The sequence below is a fragment of the Pseudomonas sp. 31-12 genome (assembly GCF_003151075.1).
In the GTDB taxonomy this organism is placed as follows: Bacteria; Pseudomonadota; Gammaproteobacteria; order Pseudomonadales; family Pseudomonadaceae; genus Aquipseudomonas.
In genome coordinates this window covers 4,316,494-4,331,084 of sequence record NZ_CP029482.1, presented here as the reverse complement: position 1 = coordinate 4,331,084, position 14,591 = coordinate 4,316,494, and the positions used below count along the sequence as shown (strand labels likewise).

At 61.1% G+C, this 14,591-nt stretch carries 17 protein-coding genes; 8 read left to right on the top strand and 9 right to left on the bottom strand.

The window, feature by feature from the left end:
• Positions 1 to 38: 38 nt before the first annotated feature.
• Genes DJ564_RS20510 through DJ564_RS20495 form a run of 4 tightly spaced genes read right to left on the bottom strand, consistent with a single transcriptional unit; the run spans position 39 to position 3,604 of the window.
• Positions 39 to 791, bottom strand: coding sequence for an N-formylglutamate amidohydrolase (locus DJ564_RS20510; protein WP_109632841.1), 753 nt, complete (start codon positions 789 to 791; stop codon positions 39 to 41).
• Complete coding sequence (locus DJ564_RS20505) at positions 775 to 2,106, bottom strand: glutamine synthetase family protein (protein WP_109632840.1); 1,332 nt, start codon at positions 2,104 to 2,106, stop codon at positions 775 to 777. The genes DJ564_RS20510 and DJ564_RS20505 overlap by 17 nt, the downstream gene beginning before the upstream one ends.
• Positions 2,103 to 2,747, bottom strand: coding sequence for an isochorismatase family cysteine hydrolase (locus tag DJ564_RS20500; RefSeq protein WP_109632838.1), 645 nt, complete (start codon positions 2,745 to 2,747; stop codon positions 2,103 to 2,105). The genes DJ564_RS20505 and DJ564_RS20500 overlap by 4 nt, the downstream gene beginning before the upstream one ends.
• A gap of 2 nt (positions 2,748 to 2,749) precedes the next feature.
• Complete coding sequence (locus DJ564_RS20495; RefSeq protein ID WP_109632836.1) at positions 2,750 to 3,604, bottom strand: MurR/RpiR family transcriptional regulator; 855 nt, start codon at positions 3,602 to 3,604, stop codon at positions 2,750 to 2,752.
• A 342-nt stretch (positions 3,605 to 3,946) separates the two neighbouring features.
• Here DJ564_RS20495 and DJ564_RS20490 point away from each other — a divergent pair, with 342 nt between their 5' ends.
• Entirely contained in the window at positions 3,947 to 4,507 is a 561-nt protein-coding gene (locus DJ564_RS20490) for a histidine phosphatase family protein (protein WP_109632834.1), read from the top strand.
• On the top strand, positions 4,507 to 5,262 hold the full coding sequence (cobF, locus tag DJ564_RS20485; protein WP_109632832.1) for a precorrin-6A synthase (deacetylating): 756 nt from the start codon (positions 4,507 to 4,509) through the stop codon (positions 5,260 to 5,262). The genes DJ564_RS20490 and cobF overlap by 1 nt, the downstream gene beginning before the upstream one ends.
• Positions 5,263 to 5,379: 117 nt before the next feature.
• Here the strand turns inward: cobF and ftrA are convergent, their stop codons facing one another.
• The gene (gene ftrA, locus DJ564_RS20480; protein ID WP_109632831.1) at positions 5,380 to 6,354 is read right to left on the bottom strand and encodes a transcriptional regulator FtrA; all 975 of its coding nucleotides are present in this window, start codon (positions 6,352 to 6,354) and stop codon (positions 5,380 to 5,382) included.
• A 103-nt stretch (positions 6,355 to 6,457) separates the two neighbouring features.
• On the opposite strand from ftrA, the gene DJ564_RS20475 reads away from it, so the two are divergent.
• Positions 6,458 to 6,892: a rhodanese-like domain-containing protein gene (locus tag DJ564_RS20475; RefSeq protein ID WP_109632829.1), complete on the top strand. Its 435-nt coding sequence runs from the start codon at positions 6,458 to 6,460 to the stop codon at positions 6,890 to 6,892.
• A gap of 148 nt (positions 6,893 to 7,040) precedes the next feature.
• On the opposite strand, the gene DJ564_RS20465 is transcribed toward DJ564_RS20475, so the two are convergent.
• Positions 7,041 to 7,688 carry a type 1 glutamine amidotransferase gene (locus tag DJ564_RS20465; RefSeq protein WP_109632826.1) on the bottom strand — a complete coding sequence of 216 codons (648 nt, stop codon included), beginning with the start codon at positions 7,686 to 7,688 and terminating at the stop codon, positions 7,041 to 7,043.
• 245 nt (positions 7,689 to 7,933) lie between these two features.
• Here DJ564_RS20465 and DJ564_RS20460 point away from each other — a divergent pair, with 245 nt between their 5' ends.
• The 3 genes from DJ564_RS20460 to DJ564_RS20445 all read left to right on the top strand — a co-directional run bounded on the left by DJ564_RS20460 (position 7,934) and on the right by DJ564_RS20445 (position 10,837).
• Positions 7,934 to 8,713 carry an ABC transporter substrate-binding protein gene (locus DJ564_RS20460; protein ID WP_109632824.1) on the top strand — a complete coding sequence of 260 codons (780 nt, stop codon included), beginning with the start codon at positions 7,934 to 7,936 and terminating at the stop codon, positions 8,711 to 8,713.
• Between the two features lie 112 nt (positions 8,714 to 8,825).
• The gene (locus tag DJ564_RS20455; protein ID WP_109632822.1) at positions 8,826 to 9,938 is read left to right on the top strand and encodes a succinylglutamate desuccinylase/aspartoacylase family protein; all 1,113 of its coding nucleotides are present in this window, start codon (positions 8,826 to 8,828) and stop codon (positions 9,936 to 9,938) included.
• 182 nt (positions 9,939 to 10,120) lie between these two features.
• Positions 10,121 to 10,837 (top strand): alpha/beta hydrolase, encoded by a 717-nt coding sequence (locus DJ564_RS20445; protein ID WP_109632820.1) that lies wholly within the window; start codon positions 10,121 to 10,123, stop codon positions 10,835 to 10,837.
• Between the two features lie 3 nt (positions 10,838 to 10,840).
• Here the strand turns inward: DJ564_RS20445 and DJ564_RS20440 are convergent, their stop codons facing one another.
• The 3 genes from DJ564_RS20440 to DJ564_RS20430 form a co-directional block, all read right to left on the bottom strand.
• Positions 10,841 to 11,428 carry a hypothetical protein gene (locus tag DJ564_RS20440; RefSeq protein ID WP_109632819.1) on the bottom strand — a complete coding sequence of 196 codons (588 nt, stop codon included), beginning with the start codon at positions 11,426 to 11,428 and terminating at the stop codon, positions 10,841 to 10,843.
• A 123-nt stretch (positions 11,429 to 11,551) separates the two neighbouring features.
• Positions 11,552 to 12,475 carry a DMT family transporter gene (locus DJ564_RS20435; RefSeq protein WP_109632817.1) on the bottom strand — a complete coding sequence of 308 codons (924 nt, stop codon included), beginning with the start codon at positions 12,473 to 12,475 and terminating at the stop codon, positions 11,552 to 11,554.
• A gap of 56 nt (positions 12,476 to 12,531) precedes the next feature.
• Positions 12,532 to 13,326, bottom strand: a complete 795-nt coding sequence (locus DJ564_RS20430) for a hypothetical protein (protein ID WP_109632816.1) — start codon at positions 13,324 to 13,326, stop codon at positions 12,532 to 12,534.
• 164 nt (positions 13,327 to 13,490) lie between these two features.
• Between DJ564_RS20430 and DJ564_RS20425 the strand changes: the two genes are divergently transcribed.
• Positions 13,491 to 14,024, top strand: coding sequence for a chalcone isomerase family protein (locus DJ564_RS20425; RefSeq protein ID WP_109632814.1), 534 nt, complete (start codon positions 13,491 to 13,493; stop codon positions 14,022 to 14,024).
• Positions 14,025 to 14,034: 10 nt separating this feature from the next.
• Positions 14,035 to 14,559: a DUF3833 domain-containing protein gene (locus tag DJ564_RS20420; RefSeq protein WP_109632812.1), complete on the top strand. Its 525-nt coding sequence runs from the start codon at positions 14,035 to 14,037 to the stop codon at positions 14,557 to 14,559.
• The last annotated feature ends 32 nt before the right edge of the window (positions 14,560 to 14,591 follow it).

The following is a 14,591-nucleotide window of genomic DNA, read 5'->3' as shown; positions in this document are numbered from 1 at the left end:
ATGAAAGCAGCTGCTTGCTGCAGGTTTTACGCGATTTTTTACAGCAGTGGCGCCAGGTAATCTGTCCAGCGACTGACCTCTTCAGGGGTGCGCAACAGGTCGTTGCGCACTTCGATCAACACCGACTCCAATCCCCGAGCATCGCCATGCACCGGCACCGTCATGTCGCCCAGCGGATTGATTTTGTACGGCTCGTTTCCGGCAACCTTCAAGGGGTGCTGGCTCAACCCGTCAATCAATCGTTGGGCGTAGCCCTTGGCTTCACCAAACAGCACGCCGGCTTCCAGCGCGCGTGGCTGGCCGTGGTAAATCGGGGTGAAGCTGTGAATGCCGACCACCCGAACCGGCCGCCCTTGCGCGACACGCTGGTCGATCAAGGTTTGCAGCCGGGCATGAAACGGTTTGAACAGGCATTCGCGGCGGTACTCGCGCGTGGCCTCGTCCAGATCCTGATTGCCCGGTATCTGATAGATCTCGCTGTGCGCCGGGATACTGTCCGGGGCATGGCGCGGGCGGTTGAGGTCAACCAATAACCGCGAGTAATTGGCCGCCAGCAGCGTTGCCCCCAGTGCCTGGGACAAACCTTGCGCCAGTGCCAGCGCGCCAATGTCCCAGGCGATATGCTCGCGGGCCGCTGCATGACTCAAGCCCAGGTCATTCAACCTGGCCGGGATAAAACGGCTGGCGTGTTCGCACACCAGAATCAACGGGTGTGTCGAGTCTTCGCGGCTCAGGGTGTACGCGGGCTCGGTAAAGAGACCGCGTTCAGCGGATTCAGTACACGCGTGCATAGTGCTCACAGCGTTCGGCGGGCGACAGCTGTTCCGTCAGCGTCAGTTCCTCGGTTTTAAGGGCGATCCAGGTGTCCATCAGTTCACTCGGCAGGGCTTCGATCAGCGCTTCGCTGTTGCGCAGGCACTCAAGCGCCTGGTCAAGGGACGCGGGCAGGGCGACGATGCCGCGGGCCTGGCGTTGCTCTTCGTTCAGGGAATCGGGGGTTTCATCGGTGATCGCATTCAAGGCCAGGCGTTGTTCGATGCCCAGGCGACCGGCAATCAGCAGTGCGGCCATGGCCAGGTGCGGCGAAGCCGTGGCGTCCATGGCGCGAAATTCGAGGTTGTATTGCGCTGCCACGGATTTGCCGCCCAGGCTCACGGTCGGGCAGATCCGCAGCGCCGCTTCGCGGTTGCGCTGGCCGAGGCAGGCGTAGGACGCGCTCCAGTGATGCGGCTGCAATCGTTCATAGGACACCGGTGTCGGCGCGGTAAACGCGCACAGCGCCGGCAAGTAATGCAGGATGCCGGCGGCCCAGTGCTGGCCGAGAGTCGACAGGCCATTGATCGTGTCGGCGTCGTACATCAGCGGTTGGCCGTCCAGGTCCAGCAGGCTCACATGCAGGTGCACGCCGTTGCACACGGCATGCTCGGACGTCTTCGGCGCGAAGCTCAGGTCCAGGTCCATCTGCCGGGCGATCTCGCGAGTAATCTCGCGCACGTTCACCGCACGGTCCGCCGCCGCTACACCGAGGGCGGGGCGGCAGGTGATTTCGTATTGATGCTTGCCGTATTCGGGCAGGAACATTTCCGGTTCGACGCCGCCGGCGCGCAGGGCGCTGAGCAGCCAGCCACCGAACTCGGCGCCCTGACGCTGTGCCTCAAGGGAGAACGCCAGCTGATCGGCCTTGCCGCTGCCCAGGTTGAATTCATGCTCGAACGCGGCGTTGACCTGCAAACCCAGTTCGGCGCGATAGCGCTCCACTTCATTGCGCAACAGCGTGCGCGGACAGGCGCCCCACGGGCGGCCATCGGTTTCACGAATGTCGCCGTGAATGAAGTCCAATGCCGGGGCCTTGGCATCCGGGCCATTGCTCACCGTCACCCGGCTGCTCAGGTCGGGAATCAGGCGTAGATCGCCATAGGCGCCCCACGGGTTGGTGGAGGCGATGACGTCTTGCGGGGTCAGGGCGCTGTTGGCCGGCACCCAGCCGCAACCCGTCGCCACGTAGTGTTCAAGTTCATCGGTGGGGAACGAGCGGCCACGGGTCACGCCGATCAGGTCGGTGGTGACGATGGTGGTCATGGGCAGCGGCGACAGGCGTTCGCTCATGCTGGCATCTCCTGCAATCGGCCGAGCACGGTTTGGGTGTCGGTGATCCAGCAGTAACCCTTGATCGCGTTCAGGCAGGCTTGATGACGCTGCGGCGTGTAGGTCGCACAGGCATCTTCCACCAGCGTCACCAGGTAGCCGCGGTCTGCGGCGTCACGCACGGCCATGTCCACGCACTGGTCGGTGACGATGCCGGCGATGATCAAGTGCCGCGCCTCAAGATTGCGCAGCACGTAGTCGATGTTGGTGGAGTTGAAGACCCCGGAGGAGGTCTTGGGCAGAACGATTTCGTTTTCGACAGGCGTCAGGTCGTCGATGATCCGCGCCGATGCGCTGCCTTTGGGCAAGTGCATGTCCGAGAGCTTGTGGTCCAGCGAGCGGTCGCGGCCGTCGGCGGTCAGGCTTTCGATGATCGTGTGCAGGACGTTTTGCCGTGCGCTGCGAAATGCACTGAGCAACCGGCGTTGATTGGGCACCACCTGCATGTGGGTGCGGGTCAGGAAGTATTCGCCATCCGGTCCGTTGAGGTGCGGGTCGAACTGCGGTTCGAGCCAGGCCCGTTGCATGTCTACCAGCAACAGCGCGGTGTGGTTGGCAGTGAACGGCAAGTCGCGGGGCGAGTGATGGGGGAGCGTGAACATCCTTATTTATCCTCCAGCAGGTGGGTGTCGAAGTCGGTCCGCAGGGCATCGATGCCTTCCAGGCGATCGGCCAGCTCCGGGCTGCGCAGGGTCAGACAGGCAATCAGCGCCTCGACCTGGGCCAGCGCCGGCACCATGGAGTCGAAGGCCGACACCGATTCCACCGGCGCACTGATAATCAGGTCAGCCATTTCTCGCAGCGGTGAAGCATAGATATCAGTGAACAACACCACGCGGGCATTTCGGCTTTTCGCCGCGTTGGCCACGCGCAGGGCCTGTGATTGGTAGCGGCGATAGTCGAACACCAGCACCACGTCCTGGCGCTGCACGTCGAACAGCCGGTCCGGCAGTTGCGCGTTGTCTTCCAGGGCGAAGCAGCCCGGGCGCAGCAGGCGCAAATGGTTGAGCAGATAGCTGGCGAGGAAACTGCTGAAGCGTCCGCCAAAGCAGTGAACCTGATGGCGGGTGTCGAGCAGCCATTCCACCAGAATCCGCACGTCTTCGGGCTGGGTCAGTGCATGGGTTTCCACCAGCGCCCGATGGCTGTCCGCCAGATAATGGCTCCAGGCGTCGCCTTTCTGAAGATGAGAGCGAAGCTGTAATAAGGCGCTGGGGGACCGCAGGCGGTGGTCCATGTCGCTGAGCAGGGCGTCCTGAAAATCGGCGTAACCGCTGAAACCCAGTTTTTTCACCAGCCGCACGATGGTGGGGTCGCTGACACCGGCATGTTCGGCCAAACGTGACATCGGCCCCAGCCCGTTACGGGGGTACTGGTCCAATAAGGCACGAATGACTTTGCGTTCCGACGGCGTAAGGTCCAGGCCGGGATCGGTGATCAGGTCTCTGAGAGAGGGCATCCGGGCTCCTGCTGGATGGGTGTGTCGGTTTTGTTTCATAAATTGCTAAAACAGTATTTATGTAGTGCGCGCTACATGTCTAGTGAATTTTTCCATGGGTTTTTCAGGGGCCAAAATGAGGCGAAAAGCCTGTGCGCTGGGGGCTACATGGAAGTCGACTGGCGTTGTAGTCCATCGCCCGCAAACGTGTCAGAGATTGCCTAAATTCATTGGTTGGTCGAGGTTGTGTCTCCGTGATAGCTGGTTCAAAGGAAACGCCCTGGATCGCGCTTCTTGCGGCACAATTGCGTCATTAACGGCAGCATCGTGCCGTCTTCCATTTCATCGACAGGGTGATAATCCGTGCAGGCAACCCGTTTGACCCTGATGTGCCACGCGCGAACCGTCGCACAAAAATTGGCGAGTTTTCCTACGAATGAGCCGTTGGAATTTTATGGCCAATGGGCGAAGGGATCGCGTAGCGGCCAGTTCGAAGAGACGCCACGGCTGCTCTGCGGGCCGGAGTTGCGTACGCAGCAGACGGCAGAGTTGTTTGGCAGTGATGTTGAAATCATCGCGGCACTGAGGGATTGCGACTTCGGACGGTGGCGCGGGGCGCGGATCAATGACCTGCAAAAGTCCGAACCCGAGGCGCTGCAGGCCTGGCTCGATGACCCGACCTCGGCGCCCCATGGCGGTGAGTCGGTCGCGCAGCTCACGGTGCGCGTGGCGCAGTGGCTCAAGTCCCTTGAGGCAACACCGGGGCATTTCCTTGCCATCACCCATCCCTTTGTCATTCACGCCGCATTGACCCAGGTGTTGCAGGCCAAGGCGTTCAACCTGATCGATGTCGAACCGTTATCGGCCATCGAGTTGCGGTTCACCGGCCGCTGGCGGCTGCGTTTGCTTGAAGGAGTCATTTGATGAAAAAGCTTCTGGTCATCGGCATCGGTGCCGGCAACCCCGACTACATCACAATGCAGGCCGTGAAGGCGCTGAACCGCGTCGACGTGTTTTTCCTGATGGACAAGGGCCAGAGCAAAGACAAATTGATCGACCTGCGCCGTGAGATCTGCGAGCGCTACATCACCGAGCACGACTACCGCTTCGTCGAGGCCCACAGCCCGGAGCGCGAGCGCGGGGAAGTGGACTACAAGACCAGCGTCGAAGATCTGAACCTCGCCAAGCAACAGACCTTCGAGCGGCTGATCAATGAGGAAATATCCGACGACCAGTGCGGCGGTTTTCTGGTGTGGGGCGATCCGGCGTTGTACGACAGCACCCTGCGGATTTTGCAGGCGATCCTGACCTCGGGCCGCTGTGCGTTCGAGTATGAAGTGATCCCCGGCATTACCAGCGTCCAGGCGTTGGCGGCGCAGCATAAGGTGCCGCTGAATCGCATTGGTCGCTCGATCGAAATCACCACCGGCCGACGCCTGGCGGCGGGGCAGGTGAGCGATGCCGACAGCCTGGTGGTGATGCTCGATGCCGAGGATTCCTACCATCGGGTGGCGGACCCGGAGACGGAGATTTACTGGGGGGCTTATTTGGGGACGCCGGATGAGATTTTGATCAGCGGCAAGCTCAAGGATGTGGCGGATGAGATCGAGCGAGTGCGCAAGGCGGCGCGAGTGGCTAATGGGTGGATTATGGATACGTACCTGTTGCGTAAGCCTTGAGAGTATTGGTGTATGGGCTGGCCCCTTCGCGAGCAAGCCCGCTCCCACATTGGATCTGCGGTGTTTACACAATCCCTGTGGGAGCGAGCCTGCTCGCGATGGGCCCTTAAACACACCTCAGATAATCGCTTTGACCTCACGCCCAAATCGCTCCCGATACACCGATGGCGGCACACCCACCACCCCACGAAACGCCACCCGAAAACTCTCCACCGACCGATACCCACATTGCTCGGCAATCTGGTCTGTGTTTTGCCCGGTGCTTTCCAGCAGCTCCCGCGCCCGCGCCAACCGCTCATGCTGCAACCATGCCTTGGGCGGCATGCCGGTGGCTTCGGTAAACCGGCGCAGAAAGGTCCGTTCACTCATGGCCGCCTCGCTCGCCAATTCGCGAACCTCCAGTGGTTCATGCAAACGCTCCCGGGCCCATTGCATGACGCGAGACAAATCGCTGCGCGGCGTAGGACTGACGGGCGTAGGAATAAACTGCGCCTGACCGCCGGTGCGTTGCGGCGACATCACCAGCCGCCGCGCCACCGAGTTCGCCACTTGAGTGCCGAAATCCCGCGCCACCAGGTGCAGGCATGCATCGATCCCCGCCGCGCTGCCGGCAGAAGTGATCAATTGACCGGAGTCGACGTAGAGCACGTCCGGGTCCACCAGAATGTTCGGAAAGCGTTCGGCCAACTCGGTGGTGTAGCGCCAATGCGTGGTGGCGCCGTGACCGTCCAGCAGGCCGGTCGCCGCCAGCACAAACACGCCGGAGCAGATCGACAGCAACCGCGCGCCCCGCCCATGGGCCTGGCGCAGGGCGGCGAGCAAGTGTTCCGGCACCGGCTCGGTACGGTCGCGCCAACCGGGAATGATGATGGTGCGGGCGTTTTCAAGCAGTTCCATACCGCCATCGGCCAGCACCTGAATGCCGCCCATGGCGCGCATCGGGCCCTGATCCACCGCGACGATACGATGCTCATACCAAGGGAAATCGAACTCCGGCCGCGCCAGGCCAAAGATCTCCACGGCGATGCCGAATTCAAAGGTACAGAGGCCGTCGTAGGCCAGAATCGCGACCAATCCAGGGTTAGGCTGCATTTGGCGGAAAGTTCCCGGTGAGTGTCTTGTGCGCCACTGTAGCCGCAAGCGTCGGGCGGATAAAGTCTTCTCACACCCACTCAAGACTTTGGAGTACAGCCCCATGTCCAGCCTGGTCCGCGCCATTCCCGCAGCCCCTTCGGCCATTGCCCTGATGCACTTCAGCAACCGTCTGACCTATGAAACCGATTGTTCCGACGTGTACGGCAGCCAACAGGCCGGCGAAGTGGATTTTGTCCTGGTGGACGTGCGTGGACCGTTGGCGTTCGAACGCGGGCATGTGCCGGGCGCGATCAACATTCCGGGACGACTGCTCACCGCCGAGAGCCTGGCGGATTACCCGACCTCCACTCTGTTTGTGGTCTATTGCGCCGGGCCGCACTGTAACGGCGTGCACAAGGCGGCGGTGAAACTGGCGGCGCTGGGTTACCCGGTCAAGGAAATGATCGGCGGCGTGACCGGGTGGCTGGATGAAGGGCTGCAATTGAGTGTTGCGGCGCAACGGCCTGCCACCACCGCCATCGGTTGCGAATGCTGACATTCAGACACCGCTGAACACATTGTGGCGAGGGAGCTTGCTCCCGCTGGGTTGCGCAGCAGCCCCACAATCTTGGCAATTGTCGAAGATTTTGGGAGCGCTCCGCACTCCAGCGGGAGCAAGCTCCCTCGCCACAAAAGCTCCTTTGCTACAAAGGCCTACTCGCCACAGAATCCCACCACTCATCCAGTGTCACCTGCAACCACTCAAACACGGCTGCATGGGCGGCGCTGTCCGGTTCCCCGCGAGGCAACGGCGACTCTTCTCCAAAGTGCGCATTCAGCATCGCCACCGATTCCGCATTCCACTCCGGATGAAACTGCAAACCCACCCGCGTAGGCCCCACGCGGTACATCTGCTGTTCACATTGATCACTGCTGGCCAGCAATTGCGCATCAGGCGGCAAATCGATTGCGTCTTCGTGCCACTCCAGCACCTTCAGCGCCTGGCCATCGGTGAACGTCACGGTGGTCCAGCCGGTTTCGGTCCGCTCCATCCGCCGCACTTTCCCACCCAGACTCAGCGCCAGCAACTGCGCCCCCAGACAAATCGCAAACACTGCCGTGCCCTGATCCAGGCTCGCCGCCAGCCACTGTCGTTCTGCTTCCAGCCACGCCGGCCCGGCGTTGGATTCATAAGGCCCGCCCAACACAATCACGGGCGCCGCACTCACTGGCGGTAATTGGCCGAGGTCGGCGCGAAAGACGTTCAGCGTCACCCCTCGGGACTTCGCCCAATGAGCAATGGCACCAGGACCTTCGGCGGGGTGATGCTGGATCAGGTTCAACATTGGCATCGGTACTCTCTGTAGTTTTTGCGTGTAGGTTTTGTCTGAAAAAAGGGCTTGTCCTACAGTCCTTGCACCGCCTTGGCGCACGCTTCAAGGGCTTTGAATTTCTTGGCCACTTTTCTATAAGTATTTGTCGCTTAAACACAATTTGCCCTGTGAAAGCCGCTCTAGACTGCCGGCCACTTCGATCTTCACCGACCGAAAGTCATTCGAAAGCTGCCAATAAAAGCCTCCGCACACAGGAGTTATAAATGAAGAAGCTAGTGATGTTTGGTGCCCTGGCACTGTCGATGTTGTCCCTGACCGCCGTGGCCGATGACGCCAAGCCGATCCGCATCGGTATCGAAGCCGGTTACCCGCCCTTCTCGATGAAAACCCCTGACGGCAAACTCACCGGTTTCGACGTCGACATCGGCGACGCGCTCTGCGAGCAGATGAAAGTGAAGTGCACCTGGGTCGAGCAAGAGTTCGACGGCCTGATCCCGGCACTGAAAGTGAAGAAAATCGACGCGATCCTGTCGTCCATGACCATCACTGACGATCGCAAAAAGAACGTCGATTTCACCATCAAGTATTACCACACCCCGGCACGTTTCGTGATGAAGGCCGGCACCGACATCAAGGACCCGTTGACCGAACTCAAGGGCAAGAAAGTCGGTGTGCTGCGCGCCAGTACCCACGACCGCTTCGCCACTGAAGTGCTGGTGCCGGCCGGTATCAACCTGGTTCGCTACGGCTCCCAACAGGAAGCCAACCTGGACATGGTTTCCGGCCGCGTTGACGCGCTGCTGGCCGACTCGGTCAACCTGGACGACGGTTTCCTGAAAACCGACGCCGGTAAAGGCTTCGCTTTCGTTGGCCCGACCTACGAAGACGCCAAGTACTTCGGCGGCGGCGCCGGTATCGCTGTGCGCAAGGGCGATACCGCTCTGGCGGACAAATTCAACACCGCCATCACCGAAATCCGCGCCAACGGCAAGTACAAGCAAGTGCAAGACAAGTACTTCGACTTTGACGTTTACGGTCATTAATCACGCCGTTCAAAAAAGTGGCAACCGTTGACGCGGTTGCCACTTTTTTTATGCGCTCTCTCTGTTGAAATGAGATCCCCTGTATTTCAGTGCCCCTTATATCGGAGTCTCCATGCAACGCATCGACCATCCTCTGCCCTGGAGCCATCTGGGCACCGAACGCACCCTCAGCGTGTTTCGTTACGGCGCCGGCACTCGCAAGGTCTATATCCAGGCCAGCTTGCACGCCGACGAGTTGCCCGGGATGCGTACCGCCTGGGAGCTGAAGAAACGCCTGGCCGAACTCGAAACCCAGGGCCAGTTGCAGGGCGTCATCGAACTGGTGCCGGTGGCCAATCCGATCGGCCTTGACCAGCACTTGCAAGGCAGCCACATGGGGCGTTTCGAACTGGGCAGCGGCAAGAACTTCAACCGTTCGTTCGTTGAACTCAGCACCCCGGTGGCTGCGTTGATCGGCGACCGATTAGGTAGCGATGCGCAGGCCAACATCGCGCTGATTCGCCAGACCATGGGCCAGGTCCTCGACGACTTGCCGGCACCGGCCTCGCAGCTGGAAGCCATGCACCGCTTGCTGCTGCGCCACGCGTGCGACGCGGACATCACGCTGGACCTGCATTGCGATTTCGATGCGGCGATTCATCTCTACGCCTTGCCGCAACACTGGCCGCAGTGGCAATCACTGGCGGCGCGCCTGAAGGCCGGGGTGGCGTTGCTGTGTGAAGATTCCGGCGGCAGTTCATTCGATGAGTCCTGTTCTTCGCCATGGTTGCGCCTGGCGCGGGCTTTCCCCGAGGCGGCGATTCCCCCGGCCAACCTGGCGACGACGCTGGAACTGGGCAGCATGGGCGACACCCGGGTGGATCAGGCCCAGGCCAATTGCGAGGCGATTCTCGGGTTTCTCGCCGAGCAGGGCTTCATCGCCGGCACCTGGCCAGAGGCACCGAGCGAATGCTGCGAAGGCATGCCGTTCGAGGGCACCGAATACCTGTTCGCGCCGCATCACGGGGTGGTGAGTTTTCTGCGTGATTCGGGGGAGTGGGTGGAGCAGGGCGATGCATTGTTTGAGGTGGTTGATCCGCTGAGCGACCGCGTCACCACCGTGCGCGCCGGGACCCGCGGTGTGTTGTTCGCGATTGATCGCGGGCGGTATACGCAGCCGGGCACGTGGCAGGCGAAAGTGGCGGGGCGTGAGCCGATTAGGGTGGGGAAACTGGTCAACGATTAGCTGCAGAATCTTCGGTGCCTTGCCGGGCCTCTTCGCGAGCAAGCCCGCTCCCACATTTGGAATGCATTCCGCTGTGGGAGCGGGCTTGCTCGCGAAGGCGGCATCAGCCACACCGAAAATCCCCCGGCAAGCTTCACAGTGTTAGGCTCCCCCCGAATCCTGCGCTCTGTGAAGGAAGGTTTATGTTGAAGTTTCTCGCTCTGCTGACGTTGCTGGCCTCGGCCACCGTCCACGCTGAAACCCCGCTGCACACCGATCTGCCGCTCAAATATCTTGAGCAGGCCAACCCCGAATCCCGCCACCAGCCCTTGGTGATTTTCCTCCACGGTTACGGCAGTAACGAGGAGGATCTGTTCGACATCAAGAATGAATTGCCGACGCAGTACAACTACCTGTCGGTGCGGGCGCCGATGGTGATGGAGGAGGGCAGTTACAAGTGGTTTCGCGAGAAGGGCAGCGGGGCCTACAACGGTGAAACCGATGATCTGAAGGCCAGCGGCCAGGTGTTGCTGGAGTTCATCGCACAGGCGGCGAAGAAATATCACACCGAACCCGACAAGGTGTTCCTGGTCGGTTTCAGCCAGGGCGCGATCATGTCCTACGAGGTGGCGTTGCGTCATCCCGAGGCTGTGGGCGGGATCGCGGCGCTGAGCGGGCGGATTCTGCCGGTGCTCAGGTCCGAACTCAAACCGGATGAAAAACGCCAGAAACTGGCGATCTTTATCGGTCACGGCACGGCAGACAAACGCCTGCCCTACATCGACGGCACCGACGCCAACAGCCTGTTACAGAGCCTGTCACTCAAGCCTGAGTTTCATGCCTACCCGGGCGTCGGTCACAGCATCAGCGCCACCGAGATGCAGGACTTGAGCGCCTGGTTGCAGCGCCTCAATCGATGAGTCTTATTTGCCGGTGACGATCTGTTTGACCAGCGTCTCGTGACCGCCATTGTCGCTGAGGCGGGAAATCACCTGAACGATCGCCATGCGCGTGTTGGACGCGGCCATCAGTGTGGTGTCGAGGGTTTTGCCGCCGCCCTGGGTGGCGGTGCTGTCGATCTGCCTCAGCCCCAGGCCGGTGCCTTTCTGGGTCAGGCTTTTTTCGCTGAGCTTGGTGAAGTCCGGCAGTGCCTTGGCTTGTTCGGTGGCGAAGTCGGCCGCGGCGGAGTCGAGGAACGGACCGTCGTTGTCCTTGACGTTGGCGCCACCGGGGATGGTGTTTTCAGCGGCGATCACCACGGTTTTGGTGGCGTCATTGGTGTACATGGTGCCCGTGGCCCCGGCGGTACCGGTCGCCGCGTCGCCGGCGGGCAACGGGTTGGCGATAAAGCCCTTGGGCAGGGTGAACTTGAACTTGCCGCCGAGCATCGAGACGACTTGTGCAGGCGCTTTGTCGCTGGCAGTGGCCTTGGCGGCATAGGCATTCAAAGCCCCCAGGCTGGCGGCCGCCGTCAGTAACAGGACAACGGCTTTTTTACTCAACAATGACATTCGGAAACTCCAGGGATGATCGCGCATTCGCCGCAATCATCCCATGGAATACGATTCGTAGCACAGCAGCATCAGGCCTGGTTCTGCAGCAAACCTGTTCGATTGACGTACGAGGTTGTTGCCCTACTCGTTCGGAATAATCGAGCGTGTTGCGGGGGCCTTATCGCTTGCTCGCGACGTGGCAATCACCGCCCCGGCGATAATCAACACGGCGGGGACGATCAGGATCGGACCGGCATGGCTGCGTCCCACGGCGATCAGTAACAACGTCGAAATCAATGGTGCGAGATAGGAAAGCGCTCCCAGCGTTGCCAGACTGCCGTGTTTGGTGGCGTGGTCCCAGGCAAAAAATGCCATTCCCACCGGCCCGAGGCCGAGCACCACAATCGCGGCCCATTGGCCGAGATCAGGCTGCACCGTGGTTTCGAAGGCCAGGTGACAGATCAGGCCGGACACGGCCGACATGCCGCAGATCCCGCCGATGATGCTGCTGGGTACGTCGTTGAACTGTCGGTTGACCACCGAGTAACCGGCCCAGATCACCGCACAGCCGAAGGCCGCGAGATATCCGGCAATGGGCATCGATGCGCCAGTCTCCGGGCCATGTTGTTGCATGATGAACGCGGTGCCGGCCAGGCCCAGCAGCGCGCCGAGCATTTGCCGTTTGTGCAGCTTTTCCCCGGCCGAGAACGCCGAGAGCAGCACCAGCAACAGCGGCCACAGGTAATTGATCAGGCTGGCCTCGGCGGCCGGGGCGACTTTGAGCGCGAAAAAATACAGCGCGTGATAAACGAAAATGCCCACGAAGCCGGTCACCCATACCGCCCAGGGTTGTCGCCAACTGCTGAAGCCGGCGAGCCCGCGTCGACCCAGTATCACCAGGCTCGCCGCAAACGCGATGCCAAAGCTCAACGTCAGCAGTTGAAAGGGCGGAATGCCTTCGGTAAGGGTGGTCAACAGCGCGAGGCAGGACCAGAGAAATATCGCGATCACGCCAACGGCGGTGGCTGAATGGGGCGTACGGACGAGCGACGTTGCGAGACTCATGTCTGTTCCTTCAGCACGTAGCGGGCGACATCCTGGCCCTCGGGATGTGAAGGAGCTTAGCGTTTGATCGCGGCTCGTCCAGCCTCGGTCGTCGGGTTGGCCGGTCGCGCCAGCAAGCGCCGGGTGATGCCCAACATGCCCACGGACACCGCAACCCCCAGCGCAAACGCGCTCATGCCCATCTCGGGCAACGCCAGCGCCAACACCAGGCAAAACGCCGCGAACGAATACATCCCGGTTGCCGTCGCGCGCAGCAATGCGGCGGTAAACGCCGGGCCACGGGTTTGCTGGGAAAACACCGCCATCACGCTGCCGAGCACCGGGAACACTGCGAGCAGACCGCTCCAGCCTTCGCCGACGGTGCTGGCGAGCAGCGTGACGGCGAGGGTGAGCAGGGCGCCGGCAATCATGCGCAGCAGCAGTTTGTCGGACTTCGGCGCCGGGCCGGAGACGATGGGCTGCACGCTGGGAAACAGGAACGGCGCCGCCAGCAGCGCGGTGGCGGCCGCGATCACCGAGAACACCAGCGAGGGTGGGATCAGCGACAGCACCACGGCCACGGCGGCCCAGACCGACAGTGAAATCATCAACGCCCATGGCCATCCCGCCCGTTGAGCGACCTGGGCGTAGGTCACGCAGAAGGCGATCATCGCGAACATGGCCGACAACGCTGCCGTCGCTGACTGCGCGGCGAACACTTCGCCTTGCTCGATGGCGAGGAAGAACAGAATCGGCCCGACCACCACCGGTAAACCCGACAGCCAACCGGCCACGCTTGGGCCCCAGCGTTTGCCCGCGAGGGAAATCAACAAGAGAAAGCCTGGGATCACCAGCAGTTTAAGCATCAGCACGCACGTGTCTCCGACCTGAGTGAGGCGCCAACGTTAGCACTGCAGACATTGGATTGCTCTAGAAATGAAGGAGTTTTGTATACAAAGCGTGCCGCTCAAATAATTGTACAAGAAGATACTTTGCGTATAAGTTTTTAGCAGAAGCCCACGGTGAATAGAGCGCGATGAACAGACCCCGATTTCGCCTGCACCACAGTGTGTTATTGCTGGGATTATTAGGCACCCAGGCCCTGGCCAATTGGCAGGAGGCATTGCCCGGCGCGCAGATCATCGGCGCCGGCGAGTTTCGGGTGTTCGGGTTTGATGTCTACAACGCCCGGTTATGGAGTGCGGCACGGCCATTGGCGCCGGACCAGCCGTTTGCCCTGGAACTGATCTATCAACGCAGCATTTCCCGCGATGATCTGGTGCAGGCCAGTGTCAATGAAATCAAGCGATTGTCCGGCGCCTCGGTCAGCACCGAGCAGCTCGAGCGCTGGAAGGTGCAGATGCAACAGTCGTTCGTCGATGTAAAAGCCGGTACCCGCATTACCGGCATTTATTTGCCGGGGCAGGGCGCGCGGTTCTTTGTCGGCCAGCAGCCGCAACACGAAGTGAAAGACCCGCAATTCGCTCGGGCCTTTTTCGCTATCTGGCTCGACCCACGTACGCGTAATCCGGAGTTGCGCCAGCAGTTGCTGGGCAGCGCTACTCCTTGAGGTGCATGACATGCTGAAGAAACTGCTGCTGGTGTTGTTCGTCTGCCTGGCCGGTTGCAGCGTTGATGTGCAGCGCTACAGCGAGCAATCCCCCAAACTCGATCTGCCCGGGTTCTTCGTCGGGCGAGTGGATGGCTGGGGGATGTTCCAGAAACGCTCGGGCGAGGTGATCAAACGCTTTCATGTGCTGATCAACAGTCGAATGGACGGCCAGAACCTGATCATGCATGAAGCCTTTACCTACAGCGACGGCACGAAACAGACCCGCGTCTGGACGTTGTACCCTGACGGTCCAGGCCGTTGGCGCGGCACGGCCGGCGATGTGGTCGGCGAGTCCCGCGGTGAGGTGGCCGGCAACGCTTTGCACTGGCGCTATGAACTCAGCCTGCCGGTGGACGGCAAGGTCTACCAGGTGCATTTCGATGACTGGATGTACTTGCTGGACGAAAACACCATGGCCAATCGCTCCGCCATGACCAAGTTCGGTGTTGAGTTAGGCCAGGTGACGTTGTTCTTCCGTCGACACGGCGCCTGACATCTGGGCATTTTTGCCCCTTGGGCGCACAG

Coding starts and splice junctions, on each gene's coding strand:
- DJ564_RS20510 (WP_109632841.1), bottom strand. CDS start 791: ATGCACGCGTGTACTGAATCCGCTGAACGCGGTCTCTTTACCGAGCCC.
- DJ564_RS20505 (WP_109632840.1), bottom strand. CDS start 2,106: ATGAGCGAACGCCTGTCGCCGCTGCCCATGACCACCATCGTCACCACC.
- DJ564_RS20500 (WP_109632838.1), bottom strand. CDS start 2,747: ATGTTCACGCTCCCCCATCACTCGCCCCGCGACTTGCCGTTCACTGCC.
- DJ564_RS20495 (WP_109632836.1), bottom strand. CDS start 3,604: ATGCCCTCTCTCAGAGACCTGATCACCGATCCCGGCCTGGACCTTACG.
- cobF (WP_109632832.1), top strand. CDS start 4,507: ATGAAAAAGCTTCTGGTCATCGGCATCGGTGCCGGCAACCCCGACTAC.
- ftrA (WP_109632831.1), bottom strand. CDS start 6,354: ATGCAGCCTAACCCTGGATTGGTCGCGATTCTGGCCTACGACGGCCTC.
- DJ564_RS20475 (WP_109632829.1), top strand. CDS start 6,458: ATGTCCAGCCTGGTCCGCGCCATTCCCGCAGCCCCTTCGGCCATTGCC.
- DJ564_RS20465 (WP_109632826.1), bottom strand. CDS start 7,688: ATGCCAATGTTGAACCTGATCCAGCATCACCCCGCCGAAGGTCCTGGT.
- DJ564_RS20460 (WP_109632824.1), top strand. CDS start 7,934: ATGAAGAAGCTAGTGATGTTTGGTGCCCTGGCACTGTCGATGTTGTCC.
- DJ564_RS20455 (WP_109632822.1), top strand. CDS start 8,826: ATGCAACGCATCGACCATCCTCTGCCCTGGAGCCATCTGGGCACCGAA.
- DJ564_RS20445 (WP_109632820.1), top strand. CDS start 10,121: ATGTTGAAGTTTCTCGCTCTGCTGACGTTGCTGGCCTCGGCCACCGTC.
- DJ564_RS20440 (WP_109632819.1), bottom strand. CDS start 11,428: ATGTCATTGTTGAGTAAAAAAGCCGTTGTCCTGTTACTGACGGCGGCC.
- DJ564_RS20435 (WP_109632817.1), bottom strand. CDS start 12,475: ATGAGTCTCGCAACGTCGCTCGTCCGTACGCCCCATTCAGCCACCGCC.
- DJ564_RS20425 (WP_109632814.1), top strand. CDS start 13,491: ATGAACAGACCCCGATTTCGCCTGCACCACAGTGTGTTATTGCTGGGA.
- DJ564_RS20420 (WP_109632812.1), top strand. CDS start 14,035: ATGCTGAAGAAACTGCTGCTGGTGTTGTTCGTCTGCCTGGCCGGTTGC.